Source organism: Paenibacillus jiangxiensis (assembly GCF_046098255.1).
Taxonomy (GTDB): domain Bacteria; phylum Bacillota; class Bacilli; order Paenibacillales; family Paenibacillaceae; genus Paenibacillus; species Paenibacillus jiagnxiensis.
This window is the reverse complement of record NZ_JBJURI010000036.1, coordinates 48033-67140: the sequence shown is the minus strand read 5'-3', so window position 1 is coordinate 67140 and position 19108 is coordinate 48033. Positions and strand designations below refer to the sequence as shown.

The 19108-nt window shown below is 48.9% G+C and carries 18 protein-coding genes; 14 read left to right on the top strand and 4 right to left on the bottom strand.

Features of this window, described 5'->3' with window-relative positions; translation table 11 throughout:
- Window positions 1–88: 88 nt before the first annotated feature.
- The 4 genes from ACI1P2_RS26760 (at window position 89) to ACI1P2_RS26745 (ending at window position 6096) form a co-directional block, all read left to right on the top strand.
- On the top strand, window positions 89–1216 hold the full coding sequence (locus tag ACI1P2_RS26760) for a TIGR04053 family radical SAM/SPASM domain-containing protein (RefSeq protein WP_355325429.1): 1128 nt from the start codon (window positions 89–91) through the stop codon (window positions 1214–1216).
- A complete protein-coding gene (gene hemG / locus ACI1P2_RS26755) occupies window positions 1200–2627 on the top strand; it encodes a protoporphyrinogen oxidase (protein ID WP_355325426.1) in 1428 nt (475 codons plus the stop codon). Before ACI1P2_RS26760 ends, hemG begins: the two co-directional genes overlap by 17 nt.
- Before the next feature lie 151 nt (window positions 2628–2778).
- On the top strand, window positions 2779–3795 hold the full coding sequence (locus tag ACI1P2_RS26750) for a 2-oxoacid:acceptor oxidoreductase family protein (RefSeq protein ID WP_355325423.1): 1017 nt from the start codon (window positions 2779–2781) through the stop codon (window positions 3793–3795).
- On the top strand, window positions 3796–6096 hold the full coding sequence (locus tag ACI1P2_RS26745; protein ID WP_408976360.1) for a thiamine pyrophosphate-dependent enzyme: 2301 nt from the start codon (window positions 3796–3798) through the stop codon (window positions 6094–6096).
- A gap of 107 nt (window positions 6097–6203) precedes the next feature.
- On the opposite strand, the gene ACI1P2_RS26740 is transcribed toward ACI1P2_RS26745, so the two are convergent.
- A complete protein-coding gene (locus ACI1P2_RS26740; protein WP_355325421.1) occupies window positions 6204–6767 on the bottom strand; it encodes a PadR family transcriptional regulator in 564 nt (187 codons plus the stop codon).
- A 224-nt stretch (window positions 6768–6991) separates the two neighbouring features.
- Between ACI1P2_RS26740 and ACI1P2_RS26735 the strand changes: the two genes are divergently transcribed.
- A complete protein-coding gene (locus ACI1P2_RS26735) occupies window positions 6992–7471 on the top strand; it encodes a tautomerase family protein (protein WP_355325418.1) in 480 nt (159 codons plus the stop codon).
- Window positions 7472–7641: 170 nt separating this feature from the next.
- On the opposite strand, the gene hcp is transcribed toward ACI1P2_RS26735, so the two are convergent.
- Window positions 7642–9327 (bottom strand): hydroxylamine reductase, encoded by a 1686-nt coding sequence (hcp, locus tag ACI1P2_RS26730; protein ID WP_355325415.1) that lies wholly within the window; start codon window positions 9325–9327, stop codon window positions 7642–7644.
- Window positions 9328–9560: 233 nt separating this feature from the next.
- Here hcp and ACI1P2_RS26725 point away from each other — a divergent pair, with 233 nt between their 5' ends.
- The 4 genes from ACI1P2_RS26725 (at window position 9561) to ACI1P2_RS26710 (ending at window position 13182) form a co-directional block, all read left to right on the top strand.
- On the top strand, window positions 9561–10409 hold the full coding sequence (locus ACI1P2_RS26725) for an AraC family transcriptional regulator (protein WP_355325412.1): 849 nt from the start codon (window positions 9561–9563) through the stop codon (window positions 10407–10409).
- Between the two features lie 12 nt (window positions 10410–10421).
- Complete coding sequence (locus ACI1P2_RS26720; protein WP_355325409.1) at window positions 10422–11363, top strand: hypothetical protein; 942 nt, start codon at window positions 10422–10424, stop codon at window positions 11361–11363.
- A gap of 213 nt (window positions 11364–11576) precedes the next feature.
- Window positions 11577–12302: a succinylglutamate desuccinylase/aspartoacylase domain-containing protein gene (locus tag ACI1P2_RS26715; protein WP_355325406.1), complete on the top strand. Its 726-nt coding sequence runs from the start codon at window positions 11577–11579 to the stop codon at window positions 12300–12302.
- 7 nt (window positions 12303–12309) lie between these two features.
- Window positions 12310–13182 carry a YheC/YheD family protein gene (locus ACI1P2_RS26710; RefSeq protein WP_355325403.1) on the top strand — a complete coding sequence of 291 codons (873 nt, stop codon included), beginning with the start codon at window positions 12310–12312 and terminating at the stop codon, window positions 13180–13182.
- A gap of 250 nt (window positions 13183–13432) precedes the next feature.
- Here ACI1P2_RS26710 and ACI1P2_RS26705 read toward each other — a convergent pair whose 3' ends face one another.
- Window positions 13433–14197 carry an SDR family oxidoreductase gene (locus tag ACI1P2_RS26705; RefSeq protein ID WP_355325400.1) on the bottom strand — a complete coding sequence of 255 codons (765 nt, stop codon included), beginning with the start codon at window positions 14195–14197 and terminating at the stop codon, window positions 13433–13435.
- A gap of 164 nt (window positions 14198–14361) precedes the next feature.
- Between ACI1P2_RS26705 and ACI1P2_RS26700 the strand changes: the two genes are divergently transcribed.
- Together ACI1P2_RS26700 and ACI1P2_RS26695 are read left to right on the top strand one after the other, a co-directional pair.
- Window positions 14362–14955 (top strand): bifunctional transcriptional activator/DNA repair enzyme AdaA, encoded by a 594-nt coding sequence (locus tag ACI1P2_RS26700; RefSeq protein WP_355325397.1) that lies wholly within the window; start codon window positions 14362–14364, stop codon window positions 14953–14955.
- On the top strand, window positions 14955–15491 hold the full coding sequence (locus tag ACI1P2_RS26695) for a methylated-DNA--[protein]-cysteine S-methyltransferase (protein ID WP_355325394.1): 537 nt from the start codon (window positions 14955–14957) through the stop codon (window positions 15489–15491). Before ACI1P2_RS26700 ends, ACI1P2_RS26695 begins: the two co-directional genes overlap by 1 nt.
- Window positions 15492–15549: 58 nt before the next feature.
- Here ACI1P2_RS26695 and ACI1P2_RS26690 read toward each other — a convergent pair whose 3' ends face one another.
- Complete coding sequence (locus ACI1P2_RS26690; RefSeq protein ID WP_355325391.1) at window positions 15550–16095, bottom strand: DUF2269 family protein; 546 nt, start codon at window positions 16093–16095, stop codon at window positions 15550–15552.
- A gap of 183 nt (window positions 16096–16278) precedes the next feature.
- Between ACI1P2_RS26690 and ACI1P2_RS26685 the strand changes: the two genes are divergently transcribed.
- The 3 genes from ACI1P2_RS26685 to ACI1P2_RS26675 all read left to right on the top strand — a co-directional run bounded on the left by ACI1P2_RS26685 (window position 16279) and on the right by ACI1P2_RS26675 (window position 19106).
- Complete coding sequence (locus tag ACI1P2_RS26685) at window positions 16279–16965, top strand: response regulator transcription factor (RefSeq protein ID WP_355325388.1); 687 nt, start codon at window positions 16279–16281, stop codon at window positions 16963–16965.
- On the top strand, window positions 16962–18290 hold the full coding sequence (locus ACI1P2_RS26680; protein WP_355325386.1) for a sensor histidine kinase: 1329 nt from the start codon (window positions 16962–16964) through the stop codon (window positions 18288–18290). Before ACI1P2_RS26685 ends, ACI1P2_RS26680 begins: the two co-directional genes overlap by 4 nt.
- 111 nt (window positions 18291–18401) lie before the next feature.
- A complete protein-coding gene (locus tag ACI1P2_RS26675; RefSeq protein ID WP_355325383.1) occupies window positions 18402–19106 on the top strand; it encodes a FadR/GntR family transcriptional regulator in 705 nt (234 codons plus the stop codon).
- Window positions 19107–19108 lie beyond the last annotated feature (2 nt).

The following is a 19108-nucleotide window of genomic DNA, read 5'->3' as shown; positions in this document are numbered from 1 at the left end:
ATTTCAACTTATTCATTTTTCAAAGAGCAAAAGGAAAAGAGCAACCCCAAATCAGGAGATGCTCTTAACATACAAGGAGGAGATTTGCATGATCGCTTCAGGGTCTGTACGGGATTATCATAAAGACCCGTTTATCGTGATCTGGGAGGTCACGCGGGCATGTGCCTTAAAATGCCTGCACTGCCGGGCGGAGGCCCAGCACAAGCCTGATCCCCGCCAGCTAACACTTGCAGAGGGCAAAAGGCTGCTGGATCAGATCGCTGAATTGAATCATCCGCTTTGTGTATTTACGGGCGGGGACCCGTTAATGCGTCCCGACCTGTTTGAGCTCGCCAGGTATGCCATTGAAGAGAAAAAGTTGTCGCTGTCCATGACACCAAGCGCCACCCCAAAAGTAACGAGAGAAGCGGTTATGAAGGCAAAGGAGGCGGGCTTGTCCCGCTGGGCGTTCAGTCTGGACGGTTCGGGCGCGGATGTCCATGACCATTTTCGCGGCACCCGTGGTTCCTTTGCGATGACGATGCGCGGCATCGGTTATTTGCGCGAGGCTGGCATTCCCATTCAAATCAATACGACGGTTTCACAATATAATCTGCATGATCTTGCGCAAATTGCCGAGAAGGTCAAGGAGATGCAGGCTGTGCTGTGGAGTGTGTTTTTTCTGGTGCCCACCGGCCGCGCCATGGAGAAGGATATGATTTCGCCGGCGCAGCATGAAGAGGTCATGAGATGGCTATACAAGCTGCAGCAGCGGATGCCTTTCGGAATCAAAGCGACGGAAGCCCCCCATTACCGGCGGGTTATTTTGCAGGAGCAGCGCCAGAGGCACGATGGCGAGGAGAGTAAAGCCGCTGCGGGCACGCGCAGGATGCCGGATGCGTTGGGACGTGCTCCGAAAGGTGTAAATGACGGCGACGGGTTTGTGTTTATCAGCCATACGGGCGAGGTATATCCAAGCGGCTTTTTGCCGCTGGCCTGCGGAAATATACGGGAGAAATCGCTGGCGGATATTTACCGCGGCTCTGCCATCATGCAGCAGCTTCGGGACAAATCATTGCTCAAAGGAAAATGCGGAGTTTGCGAATTCAAAACGGTCTGCGGCGGCTCCAGAGCGAGGGCTTTTGCACTGACAGGCGACTACCTGGAAAGCGACCCTTACTGTGTGTATGTTCCACAAGACTGGAAAGGAGAACGGCGGAATGCAAAGGGCTGTTAAACGGATCGTTGTGCTTGGCGGAGGAATCACGGGGTTAAGCGCGGCGTTTTATCTGCAGAAGCAGGCGGGGGAAAAAGGGGTTCCGCTGGAAATCACGCTTGTTGAACAAAGCAACAGACTTGGCGGCAAGCTGCATACGGTTTATAAGGACGGATTCATGATCGAAAAAGGACCGGACGCTTTCCTGGCACGCAAGACCTCCGTCCTGGAGCTGACGGCGGAGCTTGGCATGGAGGCGGACCTGGTCTCAACCCGTCCAAGCGCCAAAACGGCCTGTATTCTGCATAACGGTAAGCTGCATCCGATGCCGATGGGGTTTATTCTGGGCATTCCGACCAGGATGACCCCTTTCATTCGTACAGGGCTTATCTCGCCCTGGGGTAAAGCAAGAGCGGCCCTGGACCTGATCCTGCCTGCAAGAAAAGGCAGTGAGGACGAGTCGCTTGGCGACTTTATCGAGCGGCGGCTGGGAAAGGAAGTATTGGAGCAGATTACCGAGCCGCTGCTTTCCGGCATCTATGCGGGTGACACCCGCGCCTTGAGTTTGCTGTCAACCTTTCCGCAGTTCAGGCAAATGGAGCAGAGGCACCGCAGTCTCATTAAAGGCATGGCTCTGGGAGGCGGGCAAAAGTCTTCATCAATGCAGGGACTGCCGGAGATTGCCAAAAAGAGCATGTTTCTATCCTATAAAAATGGAATGTCTGCTGTGATCGATCGGTTGGAGAAAAGGCTCGACTCTGTGCGGTTTATCATGGGTCAGACCGTGGTCAAAGTTCGTAAAGAAGATGAATATCGAATTCACCTGGAAAATGGAGAAACGCTGGAAGCCGATGGAGTGATCTGCGCGGTACCGGCTTTTGCGGCCGCTCAAATATTTGCCGGAGCTGTGGATGTCAGCTGGCTGAATAAAATCAACTATGTCTCCGTCGCCAATATCGGGCTGGCCTACCGGAATGAAGATGTGAATCATGCCTTTGCCGCGTCAGGCTTCCTGGTTCCGCGCAAGGAGGGAAAGAGGATCACCGCCTGCACCTGGTCTTCCGCCAAATGGGCTCATGCCGCTCCCGAAGGCCATACTCTGCTGCGGACATATATCGGTCGGGCCGGCGCGGAGGATTGGGTTCATTGGACTGACGAAGAGCTGGCGGGAGCTGCCCGCAAAGACCTGAAAGACCTGCAGGGCATTGCGGGCGAGCCTGAGCTGGTCGAAATTTCCCGCTGTAATCGTGCAATGCCGCAATACCCGGTCGGCCATATGGAGCAGATGAGGCTGCTGCGGGAACAACTTGCACGCCATCTGCCTGAGGTACAGCTATGTGGGGCAGGTTACGGGGGCGTGGGGATTCCGGATTGCATACGACAGGGAAAAGAAGCAGCGGAGCGGTTGCTTGCCACTGTACCGGATATGTGAAACCGATAAGAACTAACTTTGGAATTGATTCGGAAAAGAAACGGATTGTGAGCATGATCACATTGTTCCCAAAGCTATATAGTTAAACTTTAAATTACAAGGTGCATCAGCATAAAAGCTAATCAATTCTTCAAGGAATGAGGAGAGCAAAGTGTCCATTTTACCTCAGAAAAACAGGTTGGGATTTTATGAAATCCGGCTGGAGTCGATAGGAGGCCTTGGCGCGAACCTGGCCGGAAAAATGCTGGCTGAAGCCGGTGTAACCGGTTCCGGACTGAATGGGTCAAATTTTTCAAGCTACGGCTCCGAGAAAAAAGGTTCCCCTGTCAAGGCGTTTGTCCGCTTCTGCGATCCGGAGGTGGAGATTCGGGATCATAGTCCGATCGAGCAGCCTCATGTGGTCGGGGTATTCCATGAAGCTCTGTATAAAACCGTGGACGTTTGTGCAGGCTTGCATCCGGGCGGAACGGTACTCGTGAATTCCGCACGCGAAGCTGAACAGGTAGCACGGGACATCAAGCTGACCCGCGGCACGCTGGCCGTTGTGGATGGATTGAACATTGCCGTGGAGGAGAAAACGAAGGTAAACACGGCCATGCTGGGAGCGCTGTTTCGGATCTGCGGCTTTCTGAATCCGGACAACATGCGGGAGGTTATTCGCCGCACTTTTCAGAAGAAGCTACCGCACTTGGTAGAATCGAATATCAGAACCTTCAATCGTGGTTATGAGGAAGTTCGTTTCCTCACACTGCAGAGCCAAGCTGAAGAAAGTCAGGACGGGTATATACGGCAGGAGCCTTTTCTTGGCTATTCCACGCAGGAGCCGGGAGGCATTCTTACTGTTACAGCGAGCAGTGTACTGAAGGATTTGAGCGGCTCCAGGCAGGGCTTTATTCCAAAGTTCAACAAAGAGGACTGCATTAACTGTGCCGCTTGCGATACCGTTTGTCCCGACTTTTGTTTTGTATGGGAGAGAAGGCCGGACAAGCGGGGCAATCCACAAATGTTCATGGAGGGAATTGACTATCAGTACTGCAAAGGCTGCCTGAAATGCGTGGAAGCTTGTCCGACGTCTGCGCTCAGCGAGATGCTGGAGGTCCAGCATTATGCCGAGCAGCACCGGATACCGCAGAAATTCCCATATCTGACGATGGGGGGAGTACAATAAATGAGCCCGCAAACGGAAGAAATGACTGCGAAACCGGCATCAGCCCATGGTCAAAAAGCGGTGTTTGAGTCAGGCAACGAGCTGGCCGCCATGGCGGCAGCCCAGATCAACTATCATATTATGGGTTATTTCCCCATCACACCTTCAACCGAAATTGCCCAATACCTTGATATGATGAAAACACGCGGCGAGCATGATATCCGGCTTATTCCGGCTGACGGCGAGCATGGGTCGGCGGGGATCTGTTACGGTGCGGCGGCGGCCGGCGCGCGTGTACTCAATGCCACCAGCGCGAACGGATTGCTCTATATGATCGAACAGCTGCCTGTACAGGCAGGCACCCGTTTTCCCATGGTGATGAACCTGGTGACAAGGGCGGTCAGCGGGCCGCTTGACATCCGTGGGGACCACTCGGACCTGTACTACGCTTTGAACACGGGGTGGGTGATTCTCACCGCCCGCTCGCCGCAGGCTGTCTACGACATGAATATTATGGCGCTGCGCATTGCGGAGCATGAGAAAGTGCAATTGCCGGTCATCGTGGCTTACGACGGCTTTTTTACCTCTCATCAGAAGCGGCGGGTGCAGATTTTCAGCGATCGTGAGACCGTGCAGCGTTTTGTGGGAGAAAAGCCTTCCGCACAGCCTCATGTGCTGGATCCGGAGCGGCCCATTGTAGTCGGCGCATATATGAATGGCGAAGACTTGACGAACAACCATTATCAGCAATCTGAAGCCATTCTGCGCGCTGGTGAAGTTTTCCGCGAGGTGGCTGAAGAATATGCAGCTCTATCGGGAAGAAGTTATGGGGCTCTGGATTTGTATCAGATGGAGGATGCCGAGGTGGCGTTGTTCCTGCTGAATTCAGCGGCTGAATCCTCCAAGGATGTTGTTGATCGGCTGCGCGCACAGGGGATTAAGGCGGGGCTGGTCAGCCCGAATATTCTGCGCCCGTTTCCGGCCGCGGCCGTCCGTGATGCCCTGCGCGGGGTCAAAGCGCTGCTTGTCGGAGAGCGCGCGGATTCCTACGGTGCCAATGGCGCAAATCTCACGCATGAAGTGAAATCGGCGATTCAGGATATTCGCGGGCCGCAGCCTGTCGTGCTTTCCCGCATCTTTGGCTTGGGCGGCAAGGATTTTTATGCGGATGATGCGGAAGCGTTTTTTGCCCTTGCTCTGGATGCCATGGAGAAAGGGCTTGCTGAAAAGCCGTTTGATTATTACGGTCATACACCCGGCAGAGAAGAGCAGAGGCTGGCTCCTGTCATTTCCCCCATGGCGGGAGAACCATTCAAGTCGGGACTGATTACCGTGAAGATGAACGAGGAAACCGGGAAGCTTGCAGTTAAAATCCCGCCAATGCGATCATTAACGGCCAAGCCGAAGCGGATCGCTTCGGGACACGGGGCCTGCCCGGGCTGTGGCATTTTCCCCGGTCTGGAACTGTTCTTCAAAGGAATTGAAGGCAATGTCGTAACCCTGTTCCACACTGGCTGTGCTTATATCACGACAACAGGTTATCCTTATAACTCTCATAAACAAAGCTTCATTCATAATCTGTTTCAAAACGGGCCGGCCACGTTGTCGGGTACGGTAGAAGCTTTCTTTGAACAGAAGCGGCGCGGGGAATTGGATGTGCCGGACGATTTCACGTTTGTCATGATCACCGGTGACGGGGGCATGGACATTGGCATGGGATCGGCCATCGGTACGGCGCTGCGCAATCATAAAATGATTATTCTTGAATATGACAATGAAGGATATATGAATACCGGTGCACAACTGTCTTATTCCACTCCGCTCGGGCATATGACCAGCACTTCCGGGGTAGGCAAGAAACAACAGGGCAAGCCATACCAGCACAAGGATACGGCTCAGATTATGACGGCCACCCACATTCCATATGTGTTCACGGGAACCGAGGCATTTCCGCAGGATTTGGTGAAGAAGGCGGCCAAGGCCCAATGGTATGCCCAAAACGAAGGAATGGTGTATGGCAAGCTGCTGATTACTTGCCCGCTGAATTGGAAATCGGAGGACAAGGAAGGGGAGAATATCGTCCGGGCGGCGGTGGATTCCTGCTTCTTCCCCCTTTATGAAGTGGAACGCGGGGAGACGAACATTACGTACAATCCGGAAGACAAGAACAAGCGTGTGCCGCTCACCGATTGGCTCAAGTACATGGGCAAGTCCAGGCATCTGCTGAAGGAAGAAAATAAAGAGCTGCTGGCGGAATTTGAACACGAGGTCGAGCGCCGCTGGTCTATTCTGAAGGCCAAGCATGAGAATCCGCTATTATAGATTTTGTATAAACACAATGGTGTACCGGGGGCTGAATTTCAAGTCCAGGTGCACCATTTTTCAGATTATGGGGTAAGCCAACAAAACGCGAAAAACGTTATTCAGTTTTACTGGTCATTTTTAAGGGTTTGAATACTGTTTTCGCACCAACTGATTAAACTGCTAAACTGACTCTTCCCATATTGAATAGTAATCATCCAATATTTAAAATTGTTATCTTTCTTCTCTGTATTCTGCAGCCACGTCTCGAGTTCTTCAAAAATTTTCAAGCTTTCCTCAAGTTTTCTTTTATGCTCTTTGATGTGCATGATTATCGTCTCGGGTGAAGTATTACTGCCAAAAAATACTCTTAACAGCAGCTCATTTTTTTTAAGCATGACCATATGCTCCATCGGTTGAGACAGCCAGTGCGATAATGTCTGCTTACCTTGGTCGGTGATACTGTATAGTTTTTTATCAGGTTTTCCTTTTTGACGAATGATTTTAACTTCAATATCATGTTGATCGAGCAACTCAGCCAAAGTAGGGTAGATTTGCCCATAATTCTCATTCCAAAAGTAACTTGTGCTCTGTTCCATATGTTGTTTAATATCGTAACCGGTATGGGGGCCCAGAGCGAGTATGCCTAACACGGCAAACTTCGTATTGGTTTTCCCCGGCTGCTTTGCCATTATATTCTCCCCTCAGTACATCAAACAATGTCATGATTTTTTGTCAAATATAATTATATCTCATCAAAGGGAATGTTACATCTTTAATATATATTAAAATAATATATATTATTTTAATAGTTAGTGTTGACAATGCTTGTAGGCGGATTTATAGTATTTTCATCACACCAAATTAACGAGTAAACCGTGAATGTTCACGTTTGCCTCAAAGGGAGAATTCAAATATGACTATGATTAATGTTAATTATCCTGTAGGCCGTATTTCCGTTGAACAGCGTCGTCTTTTGGCGGAAGCCTTAACGGATGCGGTTCTAGTTCCGGAAGTCGGGCAATACTGCCCACCTGCTAGGGAAGGATTCCAGGTTCATTTCACCGAGCGTCCGGCTGATTACATGGCGATCGGAGGGAAATTGTTATCAGACCAGCCAGAACGTGATGTAATTACAATTAATGTTTTGGTTATGGATGGAGACTGGCCCAATGAGGTCCGCAAAGAGGTGATTGAAAATATTTTTGGGAGTCTTACCAAAATACTTGAGGTGCCGGAACCATCTCCGAGTTGGTGGGTAAGCTTCCAGGTCATCGAAGAGGGAAGCTGGGGTTCTCGTGGAGGCGTGCTCTCCATTTTGGATTTATTAGATTCAGGGGTTTTTACCGAGGAGAAGAAGAAAGCAATCCGGAATAACATTTCATCGGGAAACTGATTCCGGATAAGACATCAAAAGCGCCGAACTGGTATCAGGAGGTCATTCGCACGAACGGCGGAATTTGCTTGAATAAAGCAGAAAGAAGCTTGAAATAGCATCAAGCTTCCTAAGATAAATCCCCTCTTGGACGACAGTGAATCAGCACTGTGAGCCAGAGGGGATTGTTTTCATGCGCCAAGGAACATTTTCATGTCATCCTCTACGTTTGTTATGCCGCCGATTCCGAAGTTTTCCACCAAAACCTTGGCGACATTGGGGGAGAGGAAAGCGGGCAGTGTAGGGCCAAGATGAATATTCTTCACACCAAGATGCAGCAGGGCAAGCAGGACGATAACCGCTTTCTGTTCATACCAGGCAATGTTATAAGAGATTGGCAGCTCGTTAATATCGTCAAGCCTGAATACCTCTTTCAGCTTCATGGCGATCACGGCGAGTGAATAAGAGTCATTACATTGTCCAGCGTCCAGTACGCGGGGGATGCCGCCAATTTCACCAAGGTCAAGCTTATTGTATTTATATTTGGCGCAGCCTGCCGTCAAAATGACGGTATCGCGCGGGAGCTGCTCGGCAAAATCGGTATAGTAGCTGCGTGATTTCATGCGGCCGTCACAGCCTGCCATGACAAAAAATCTTTTAATGGCTCCGGTCTTGACCGCTTCCACCACCTGGTCGGCGACGCTCATGACGGCCTCATGGGCGAAACCGCCGATGATTTCCCCCGTCTCAAGCTCTGTTGGAGGCAGACAGCGTTTGGCCTGCTCAATCAAAAGCGAGAAGTCCTTAGGCTGGCCATTTTCACCTTCAGGGATATGGCGAACTCCCGGATATCCGGTGTTGCCTGTCGTATAAATACGGTCGATATAGCTCTTTCTGGGGGGAACAATACAGTTGGTCGTCATCAGAATCGGACCGTTGAAGGCTTCGAATTCTGCATTCTGCTTCCACCAGGCGTTTCCATAGTTGCCGACGAAATGATCATATTTCTTGAAAGCAGGGTAGTAGTGGGCGGGAAGCATCTCGCTGTGGGTATATACATCGACACCCGTGCCCTCGGTTTGTTTCAGCAGTTCTTCCATGTCCTTCAAATCATGTCCGCTAATCAGGATGCCCGGGCGATTTTGTACTCCAATATTCACCTTTGTTATTTCCGGATGGCCATATGTGCTGGTGTTGGCCTCATCAAGCAGGGCCATGACTTTCACGCCGAATTTGCCCGCTTCCATATTCAAGCTGATCAGATCGGCTGCTTCAAGGGTGTCGTCAAGTGTCGCAGCCAGCGCCCGCCGCATGAACAGGTCGACTTCCTTGTCCGTGTAATTCAGCTGCCATGCATGATAGGTGTAGGCGGCCATGCCTTTCAAGCCGTAGGTTAGAAGCTCGCGCAGAGAGCGGATGTCTTCATTGGTTGTAGAGAGAACACCGACCTGGCGGGCTTTGGCATCAAAATCCCCCTCGCTATCGGCTTGCCATACGGCTGCGTCAGGGAGAGCTGCGGCTGCATCCGGAAATTGCTCATTCCGGTATGTAAACACCTTTTGCCGGAGAATCAGCGCTTCTCGAATTTTGTCTACAAAGACCACCCGGTCGAAGTTCGCATTTGTAATCGTGGCAAATAAGGAATCCGTGATAAACAAGGAGACACTGTGATCCAGCTCCTCAGGAAGCTGTACATCCAGGCTGAGAAAGGAGATTCCTTTCAGCAGATAGATAAGCAAATCCTGCAGATTGGCCACATCATGCGGCTTGCCGCAGACCCCGGCCACAGTACAGCCTGTGCCCTTGGAAGCCTCCTGGCACTGGAAACAGAACATGGACGGCTGATTGGTTAATCGGTCCGTTTCGTTATTAATCATAAGTAAATACCTCCCGGATCAGAATTGAATGAATGACGGTTAGGGGGTTGGTTTTTTTACTGACATAGGAAGCATAACTCATGGTAAAGTGAGGTCTTGTGATTCCAATCACAACTTTTCAGACCTATTTGTTATTATATAGACCGCAATTCAAATCAAATGTAAATATGATTAAAAAGGTATAATGAGCTCATAAAGGGCCGTTAAAAGCTTTGCAGCAGGGGAGGCGCAGGATGAATTTATATGAAAGAAGTATCTTAAAAGCCGTTGAATATATGGAAGAACGGATGGACAAGGAGATTACTTTAGATGAAATTGCGAAAGTGGCAGTTTTTTCGAAGTTTCACTTTACACGCTTATTTAAGAGCATTGCCAGGGAAAGCATCAGCGAGTATATCCGAAAGCGGAGGCTTACTTTAGCTGCAAGGGCACTCATCGAAACCGATACACCGATCCTGGAGCTAAGCCTTGGCTTCGGCTACGGTTCCCAGGAGGCTTTTACACGTGCGTTCAAGAGCTACATAGGAATGTCCCCCCAAAGCTACCGCCAAAAGGGCAGTCATCATCACAATTTGTACAAAGAAAGCTTAACGGATACACTTGCCAAATTAACAAAGCAGGAGTCAACCTTTAGAGTAAGAATTATTGAGCGGCCTTCCTTTTTGATCGGAGGCATTGCCCTGGAGGAAATATTAACCAATCATGCGATCTCCAGGTTGTGGAATCGTTTTTATGATGAACTCGCAAAATGCGGTATCGATCCGGAAACAGCCGTTTGTTATGGCTATGAGAGTCTGGATGCCGACGACACCAGCTATTATGTCGCCGGCATTCCGGTGCCCTCGCTGGAGCAGCTGCCGGATGGATGGACGGGCCACCATGTTCCTGAACACAAGTATGCTGCATTTGAGCTGGACAATATCATTGAGCATATCCCGTATGCGCTGGAGGAAATTTATAAAAATCAGCTTCCGGCTATGAAATTGAAACCTGTATCGAATTTCAGCCTGGAGTTTTACGATGAAAATTACTCTGCTAATGACAAAACAAACAGCATTCAAATTTTAATTCCTGTGAAATAGGAGGAAACAACTATGTATATCGGCAATGGCGCTTATTGTTATGCAAACTCGGCAAGCATGTTCATTCGGGAAACAGGTGAAGACGTACCGCCTTATTTGCTGGAGGTGCTGTCGGGCGTTGGCCTTGGCGTAACCTTATACAGAAGCGGCAGTTTATTTCTGCATAACAATACGGCCGATCCGGATGTCGGCATCTCGAAAGCCATGACTATTTTAGGCTGCTCTTTTATAGAGAACTTTTCCGACAAGGAAGCAGAATGCCCGCTAAACGAATTAAGAAAGGTACTTGAGACTTCTTCAGCCATTCTCGGACCTTTGGATATGGGGTACTTGACGTATTCCCCCAATCATCGGTTTTTAATGGGCGCTGATCATTACATTTTGGCTTATCGTATGGATGAGCATTTCATCTATGTCCACGATCCGGCCGGCTTTCCGCACGTAAGGCTGCCGCTTGAACAGCTTCGGTTGGCCTGGAAGGCGGAAAAGCTTCCGTATGGCCGGGGAAGTTACCAATATTGGCATTCCCTTACGAGAATCCACCAGCTGAGCGAGGATGAAATTTATGATAAGGCAATGGATTTTTTTCAACATCTGTATAAAGAGACGAGGAAGATCGGCGCCACAATTGGAGCGATAACCGGAAAAGAAGCCATAGAAGCCTTTAGTGAAAAATTGCAAAATCAAGAAATACCGGAAGATGCGGCATCGAATCTGAAATATTTCGTTTTTCAGCTGGGGGCGAGAAGAGCGGGGGATTACGCAAGATTTTTTAAGGGAAAAAATCCGGAGCTTGCTATATTAAAGAACAAACAATCCTTAATTCTTGGCCTATGCCACTCCCTTACGGTAGAAGAAAATTGGTTGGAGCTCTCATCAGTGCTGAGAGATTTCGGTGAAATAGAAGAAGAGTTCGAAAGCAAATTGCTATCGCATCAGGTTGCGAATAAATAATCAGATGGTTCGGCCGGGAGCTGCGCCATTTAGGGTGTAGATTCCCTATAAGCTGGTGAAGAGATCAAGCGTATAAAGGTCAAGAACAGAGGAAACTTGCTTCTGTTCTTGATCTTTTTTGTATGATTCCGCACATTCCCCGGACAGTTTGTCCGTGTCCATCGGGCAGGCTTGACCGTAAGATATTTTAACAGGTACGGGAGGTGATTCCCTATGAAGATCAGTGAACATATACTTGCTTCACATACCAAATTTAGGACTCCCTATTACATGATTAAGGGCAAAAATCCAGGTCCAACCGTGATTATGACGGCCGGGGTTCATGGCAATGAGATTGCCAGCATCCGTGCCGCCGAGCAGTGGCTGAACAAATTTCGGCAAAAAGAGTTCGCGATCATAAGGGGAACATTGATTCTTGTCCCCATATTCAACCAGGCAGCATACAAACAGCGCGTCCGCGGCAAGCCTGATTTAAATAGGACCTTTCCTAAAAGCGCCGGAGCTGCAGCGGAGCATCCGTTATCCAAGGATCTGTTTGAGCTCGCCGGAAAACTGCTTCCTGACTGGTATATTGACCTTCATGAAGCCAATGGCCTTTCCAGCGTAAATCCCAAGCGATTGGGCCAGACGCTCATTACGAATCCTGGCAGCAAAACCATACCTGCGCTCAAAAGAATCATAAGCAAAATGAACAACGGCATTTCCGACCCCACCAAGCATTTTACAGTCCGCCTTAAACATAAAGAAGGGACGGGCCGTACGGCGGCAAGCCGGCTGCTTCATGCCAAAGCGGTTACCGTAGAGACCTGCTGGAGCCTGCCGCTCACGACAAGAATTCATTATCAAAGCAGGATTATTCACTATCTGCTTGAAGAAGCCAGTTTAATTGACGTGATCCAGTACAATCGTCTGAAGTCTAAAGCGAATAAGAAGAGGTGATTAAACATTGCCTGCTCAGGAAAACAATGCGAGACAGCAGCTTGCTACTCTAGGCAGCAAATGGACAAAAACGAAGTTTCTGCTTAAGAACCCTGTCCTCCGTAAATATGTTCCGGATACGAGTCTGTATTCTTCCAATACATTGCTGGAGATGTTAAACAAGCACCAGGTGGTCTACGTTAAGCCATCCAAAGGCACAAGCGGCAATGGGGTCATTAAGGTCGTCAAACATAACAACAGCAAATTCACTTATCACGCAGGGACCTCCCCTCGAAGCTTTTCAACGTATAAGGAACTGTTCACTTCTTTGGAGCAGACGAAGTACAACGGCGAGCATATTGTGCAAAAAGGCATCGATTTGCTCAAATATAAAGGCCTCATCTTTGATCTCCGCGTGATGGTGCAAAAAAACGAAAAGAAGCAATGGGAGGTCACAGCTTACATCGGCAGACTGGCTCATCCGAAGAAAGCCGTAACCAATTTCCACAACGGCGGAACACCGATGCCGCTTGAAGCCTTGCTTCGTCCTTTTTTAAGCGATGACAAGAACGCAAAGTACATCCAATCTCTAAAAGACCTTGGTTACCGGATAGCAACCGAATTTCATAAAAGCTTCCCAAAGTTTACGGAAATCGGTATCGATTTTGGGTTGGATTCGTCCATGAAGCCCTGGATTATTGAAGTGAACACACGCCCGGATGCTTATATTTTCGATCAGCTAAAAGATAAAAAGATGTTTCAGCGGGTCATATTTCTTAAAAAGTTCAATGGTTTGATGAGCAGCAGCAGGCTTCGTAAGAAAATCAGAAGCAGCAGATTTCGTAAGAAAATAAAAACCAACAGTAGATTAAAGCTTCGTAAAAAATCTGGCAAACGATGAAAAAAGACCAACTTGGACATTTCCAGGTTGGTTTTTTTGCTTTGTCTTGTGGTTATTTAAAGCGCTTAAAGTTCGTGTTCAAAAAGTCAGGTTTTCAGCACCAAGAAGGTTGGATGAAGCTAGGGACTGAGGAGCGGAGCGTACGTTTGGTGTACGTGAGCACCGGAAGGCCCGGCTGAATTCAAGATTCGATGTCGAGTCCGCTTCCTGACTTGCTTCGTGATCAAAAGATGACTTTTTGAACTACCTCTTAAAGATGGGAGCCGCCGCTTGCATCGATAATCTGTCCGGTGATCCAGCGGCTGTCCGAGGATGCGAGAAACGCAGCGATATCCGCGATATCCTCCGGTTCACCCCAGCGTCCGAGAATTGAAAAATCGGCACCGGCCTGTCGGCCATCCGGGTCTTGCAGCATGCCTGCGTTCATATCGGTGGCAACGTATCCGGGGGCTATGGCATTGATGGTGATGCCACGTGGGCCAAGCTGATTGGCAAGCGAGAGCGTCAAGGAGTTGATGGCACCCTTGGTCATGCTGTACGCCGGAATCATGGGTAAAGATATTCGTGTAACCGCAGATGAAAGCTGAATAATGCGTCCTTCATTCCGGAGGCGGGACAGGGCCTCCTGAATGATGAAAAACGGTGCCTTCACATTTAATGCCATCAATTGATCAAATGAATGCTCTTTTGTATCTTCAATGGCAGCGACATGAGCCAGTCCTGCATTATTTACGAGAATATCCATGCCGGTATTGCCGAATCGCTCCGAAAGCTCCCGGTCCAGTTCAGAGTACAGCACACGTATTCCTTCAGTCGAGCCAAGATTTGCTTGAACGGTGAATCCGGAGCCGCCGCTGCGCTCAATTTCTGCTACCGTTTCTTTAGCATCAGCTTGATTGGAAAAGTAGTGTACGGCAACTGTCGCTCCTTCCTCCCCAAGCCTGCGGGCGATTGCCCTGCCGATACCGCGGCTTGCTCCCGTTACTAACGCAACTTTGTTTCTCAGTTTATTCATTTCATCATCTCCTGGTGAGTTTTTTTCTTGCAAGCCAGTTTTACCATATTTCGAATTACGGGATGTTGCGCTCTAATTGATGATTTCGTAATCTTGCTATTCTATTTTGAAGTTGAGACACAAGGGAGGGGTTGAGGTTATACTAGGGTTGTGGGGGGATATCCATGATCCATTCAATTGAAGAAGACCAGCTGCTGACGGATGAACGCTGGCAAGCGATTATCCAAAATAATACGGATTATGATCATCAGTTTATTTATGGAGTCAAGACGACAGGGATTTTCTGCAGACCTTCCTGCAGATCAAGAGCGCCCAGGAAAGCGCATGTCCGGATTTTTAGCGATGCGAGTCAGGCCCTGGCCGCCGGCTTGAGGCCATGCAAGCGCTGCAAACCAACGGGCGAGCGGCTGCCTGACCAGGAGTGGGTGGACCAGATGACACAATACATCGATCAAAATTATCGTGAAACCATTACGCTGGACACATTGGCCGGCATTTGCCACGGGAGCCCATATCACCTGCAGCGGACTTTCAAACGCATTACAGGCATTACGCCTGTTGAGTACATTCAGCGGAAAAGAATTGGCGAGGCCATGTCCATTTTGCTTCATACAGATAAAGCCGTATCTGAAATAGCGGGCATAGTCGGCTTCTCCAATACTCCCTATTTCATCACCCTGTTCAAGAGAATGATGGGGCAGACACCGAACGATTATCGGCGTGATTATGAGATAAAACAAAGCGGGGGCTTGGTATAATGAACATACAATCAGATGCCGAGATTTACTGGACTTTACTAACCTATGAAAATCAGAGCATTCATTTGGCCGCATCGGACAAGGGGCTTGCTTTTGTCGGCTCCGGGAATGGCCCGTTCCATGAAATGGCGGATTGGTTGAAATCACACTTCCCTGGCAGCAGGCTGGTGAGGGATGACAGTAAACTGCAAATCTACTCCGATGCGCTGATAGAGTATTTGGAGGGGAAACGCAGCAGTTTTTCGCTGCCTTTGCATCTTCAGGGCACCCTTTTTCAAAAAGCGGTATGGGACGCGCTTGGTCACATTCCCTATGGAGAAACCAGAACCTATTCCGAGATCGCCACACAGCTCGGCAAAGCAAGCGCGGTCCGCGCCGTGGCGGCAGCGATTGGGGCGAATCCGGCCCTGATCTTTGTCCCGTGTCACCGGGTCATCGGGAAAAACGGAACATTGACGGGGTATCGCGGCGGACTTGATATGAAAAAAGAGCTTTTAACGCTGGAAAGTGCGGTCCCGTCTGTGAACCATTTTTAATTCAAAAGAGCGAGTATTGGGGGTTAGAATTTCCCACCAGCACTCGCTCTTTTTCTTTTTATGCAGGATCGCTTTTCTTCGGGGGATTGCGCACAGCCGTCTTTTTCTTAATCTTGCCGAACGGCTTGTAATAAGTGATAAAAACCATAAACAGCAAACACATCAGATTAAAGCCCCCTGTGATCATGACAGATAACCAGGTATGCTGAAAATCGCTATTCTGCAAAGGTGAAATGCTCAAATGCTCTGCCATCTCCGTAAGTGACGCTGTCCAATCGTTCAGGAAAAAGATTCCTATTAAAATCGTAAGGACCGTCAAGACCAGTTTAATAACAACCCAGTAATGCTTGATCAGTCCCCATTGAGTCCATACGGATAACAGGATGCCTGTAAGCAGGGTCAGCAATGCGGGATATTTAAGCAGATTTTCATCAATCACCTCCATGTTGGCCAAGGTATACATAAGCTGCTCCCCATTAGAGGATTTTTGCAGATACAAACCAAGCAGCAGCATCCCCAAAGTTCCGCCGATCCACGCGGCAGCAGCTATAACGTGCACAGCGACCAGCAAGCTTTTTTTCTTTTGACTTAGCCGATAAGCCATAAATTCCCCTCCGTCTGCTAAAAAAAGTGTCCAAGCTCTGATCAGGAGCTGAGTTCCCATTAACCGTAACAAATAAATGTTGTGAACTTATGACGAACCTTTGCGATTCTGATAATAAAAATAAATCGTGCAATCTCTTGGGATATACTATCTACGAGAGGAAAGACAAAGGAGGGAAGGGGAATGGCGGAAACGATATTATTGGCAGATGATGAGGAAAAGGTGCTTGAGTTTATGAGCTCATTTCTGCAAAGCGAGGGCTTCAATGTAGTGACGGCCCGGACGGGCGCAGAGGCGCTGGCGAAAGTAAAAGAGGCAAGTCCGGCTTTGGCGGTGCTGGATTGGATGATGCCGAACATGAACGGGCTGGATGTATGCCGCGAACTAAGGAAGAACAGCCGGATAGGCATTATTATGGTGACGGCAAAGTCCGATGAAATGGATAAAATTCTCGGCCTTGAAGTCGGTGCGGACGATTATATCACAAAACCGTTTTCTTTAAGAGAACTGCTGGCCCGCATTCGCTCCGTTTTGCGCAGGATGGATGACCGGATTCCTGCTGAGGATCATCTCGTCAGGGGGGATTTGTTAATTTCCGCTTCCCAGTATCGAGTCTGGAGACATGAGGTTGAAATCAGCATGACACCTACGGAGTTCAAGCTGTTATATACGCTGGCCGTCAAGCCGGGGATTGTGTACAGCCGCTTGCAGCTGTTAAAGGCCGCGCTTGATGATGATTTAATAAACGTTGAACGAACAGTGGATGCCCATGTCAGCCGGTTAAGAAAAAAAATTGAGGACGATATTTCGAATCCCCGGTATATCCAGACGGTTTATGGATTCGGATATCGATTTGCAGAGCAGCCATGAGCTTTCACCGGAAAATTTTCTTCACGATGGCTGCAGTGATCATTGGAATCAGTTTCGTTTTTATCACGCTTACTCATTTCATTGTCAGGAATGCCCTTTTGTCAGGCATAAACCAGACAAGAGGGGATGAAATCGCAACTCTGGCTGACCGATTAACAGCTTATTATCAAAGCAACAATGGCACGTGGGCTCATCTTGCAGAAATGGATTTGTTAAAGGGGAACGAACAGAAGGGGCGAAGCCTTCTTGTCATGGACCGCAATCACAATATCATTTATAGCGAAGGTGATGCGAATCATGTCCTGGTCGCCCGCCTGGGACTGAGAAAACAGCTGCTCTTAAATCACGAAGCCATCGGCCAATTTTTTTATTATGATCAAGAGGTCGCAAATTTGAACAAAATCATGATTGGAATCCCGATATCGGTGGTTATCATCCAGGCGGTTAGCGGCGGTTTTTTCATCCTTATTTCTCTTGTCATTGCCTATCAATTGTCACGCTGGCTGGCCTCTCCGCTGCGAAAGCTTCTGCCTGCAATCGAACGGCTGGGGAAGGGGGAATTCGGTGTACAGGCCACGATCAACACAAATGATGAATATGGAAAGATTGCCAATGCCTTTAACGAAATGTCGGGCAAATTGGAACAGGCGGAGCAGGCGCGCCGAAATCTGAATGCGGATGTAGCTCATGAGCTGAGAACCCCTCTTACCATTATCGGAGGCAAGCTGGATGCTCTGCAGCAGCAAGGGGACTGGGTTCCCCCCGAGACATTACTCCCGCTTCAGGATGAGCTCATTCGGCTGAATCAATTGGTGGAAGATTTAAGGACCTTGTCATTGGCGGAAGCTGGCGAATTAAAATTGAAAAAAATACCGGTGGAAATGGCGGAGCTGGTGCAGTCGCTTTTTCTCGCCATGGAACCTGTCGCTGAGGAAAAGGAAATCAGCCTTAAGCTGGAAACGCGGACTTCCCGGACAACGATCCATGTGGACCCGAACCGTATCAAACAGGTTTTGGTTAACCTGTTAACCAATGCAATCCGGTATACGCCAAAGCAAGGGACGATTTCTTTCCAGCTTTTAAATGAAGACGATTCTTTCCTGACCATGATTGTGCAGGACAACGGAGTCGGTGTTTCGCCTGAACACCTGCCGCATTTATTTGACCGATTTTACCGGACAGATGAGGCGCGGACAAGAGATGGCGGGGGAACCGGCCTCGGCCTGTCCATTGCCAAGCAGTTTATCCTTGCCCACAACGGGACTATTGAAGTTGAAAGTCAGCTGAATGAGGGGACCCGTTTTGTCATTCGGCTGCCTTATTAAAGCTTAATGAGTATAAAGGGCCTCTCTTCGAGAGTGAAGCCCTTTTTTTGTTTACAAACGTACAAAAGTACTGGTAAAATACCTTAAACTATTATAAGAGGAGATCATCTGATGAATTTGGATGGGGTTTCTTTTCAAACGGTTCAGAAAAAACAGATTGTAAATGATGTTGTAGAACAGCTGCAAAAGAAGATCTCGCTGGGTGAATTAGCCGTCGGAACCAAAATTCCGACCGAGCCGGAGCTGATGGCGCTGTTTGGCGTGGGTCGTTCAACGATCCGGGAAGCTGTACGCGTGCTCGTTCATGCCGGTTTGCTGGAGAAGAGGCAAGGACACGGCACATTCGTGATCAGTGCTTCAAGTTCGCAAGAGCCATTGGATTTACGATTACGCAGGGCTGAAATCATGGATGTGTATGAAGTTCGCTTAATGCTGGAGGTGGAGATTTCCAGGCTTGCTGCTGAACGACGGGATGACCGTGACCTGGAGCATATTCAGGAATGTTTGATGCTGCGCAACAAATATTTGGCCTCAGGGGATATGGAGTTATACTTTGATGCAGATGTATCCTTTCACCTGGCTGTTGCAGCCGCCACGAAAAACGCGGTAACGGTCGATTTATACCGCACGTTTACCGCAGTATTGCGTCAAACGATCGACAAGCACTCGGCGGACCCGCAAATTACCAACTATTATACTGAGCAGCATATCAATTTGTATGAAGCCATACGTGACCGGAATGCGGATGAGGCCGTAGCCTGTACATTAGCTCATCTGGAGGGAGTGAAAAAAGAGCTCCAGGCATTGCTTCGTTAGTT

Coding starts and splice junctions, on each gene's coding strand:
- ACI1P2_RS26760 (WP_355325429.1), top strand. CDS start 89: ATGATCGCTTCAGGGTCTGTACGGGATTATCATAAAGACCCGTTTATC.
- ACI1P2_RS26705 (WP_355325400.1), bottom strand. CDS start 14,197: ATGAATAAACTGAGAAACAAAGTTGCGTTAGTAACGGGAGCAAGCCGC.
- ACI1P2_RS26740 (WP_355325421.1), bottom strand. CDS start 6,767: ATGGCAAAGCAGCCGGGGAAAACCAATACGAAGTTTGCCGTGTTAGGC.
- ACI1P2_RS26675 (WP_355325383.1), top strand. CDS start 18,402: ATGAATTTGGATGGGGTTTCTTTTCAAACGGTTCAGAAAAAACAGATT.
- ACI1P2_RS26690 (WP_355325391.1), bottom strand. CDS start 16,095: ATGGCTTATCGGCTAAGTCAAAAGAAAAAAAGCTTGCTGGTCGCTGTG.
- ACI1P2_RS26700 (WP_355325397.1), top strand. CDS start 14,362: ATGATCCATTCAATTGAAGAAGACCAGCTGCTGACGGATGAACGCTGG.
- ACI1P2_RS26695 (WP_355325394.1), top strand. CDS start 14,955: ATGAACATACAATCAGATGCCGAGATTTACTGGACTTTACTAACCTAT.
- ACI1P2_RS26715 (WP_355325406.1), top strand. CDS start 11,577: ATGAAGATCAGTGAACATATACTTGCTTCACATACCAAATTTAGGACT.
- ACI1P2_RS26720 (WP_355325409.1), top strand. CDS start 10,422: ATGTATATCGGCAATGGCGCTTATTGTTATGCAAACTCGGCAAGCATG.
- ACI1P2_RS26680 (WP_355325386.1), top strand. CDS start 16,962: ATGAGCTTTCACCGGAAAATTTTCTTCACGATGGCTGCAGTGATCATT.
- hemG (WP_355325426.1), top strand. CDS start 1,200: ATGCAAAGGGCTGTTAAACGGATCGTTGTGCTTGGCGGAGGAATCACG.
- hcp (WP_355325415.1), bottom strand. CDS start 9,327: ATGATTAATAACGAAACGGACCGATTAACCAATCAGCCGTCCATGTTC.
- ACI1P2_RS26745 (WP_408976360.1), top strand. CDS start 3,796: ATGAGCCCGCAAACGGAAGAAATGACTGCGAAACCGGCATCAGCCCAT.
- ACI1P2_RS26735 (WP_355325418.1), top strand. CDS start 6,992: ATGACTATGATTAATGTTAATTATCCTGTAGGCCGTATTTCCGTTGAA.
- ACI1P2_RS26685 (WP_355325388.1), top strand. CDS start 16,279: ATGGCGGAAACGATATTATTGGCAGATGATGAGGAAAAGGTGCTTGAG.
- ACI1P2_RS26725 (WP_355325412.1), top strand. CDS start 9,561: ATGAATTTATATGAAAGAAGTATCTTAAAAGCCGTTGAATATATGGAA.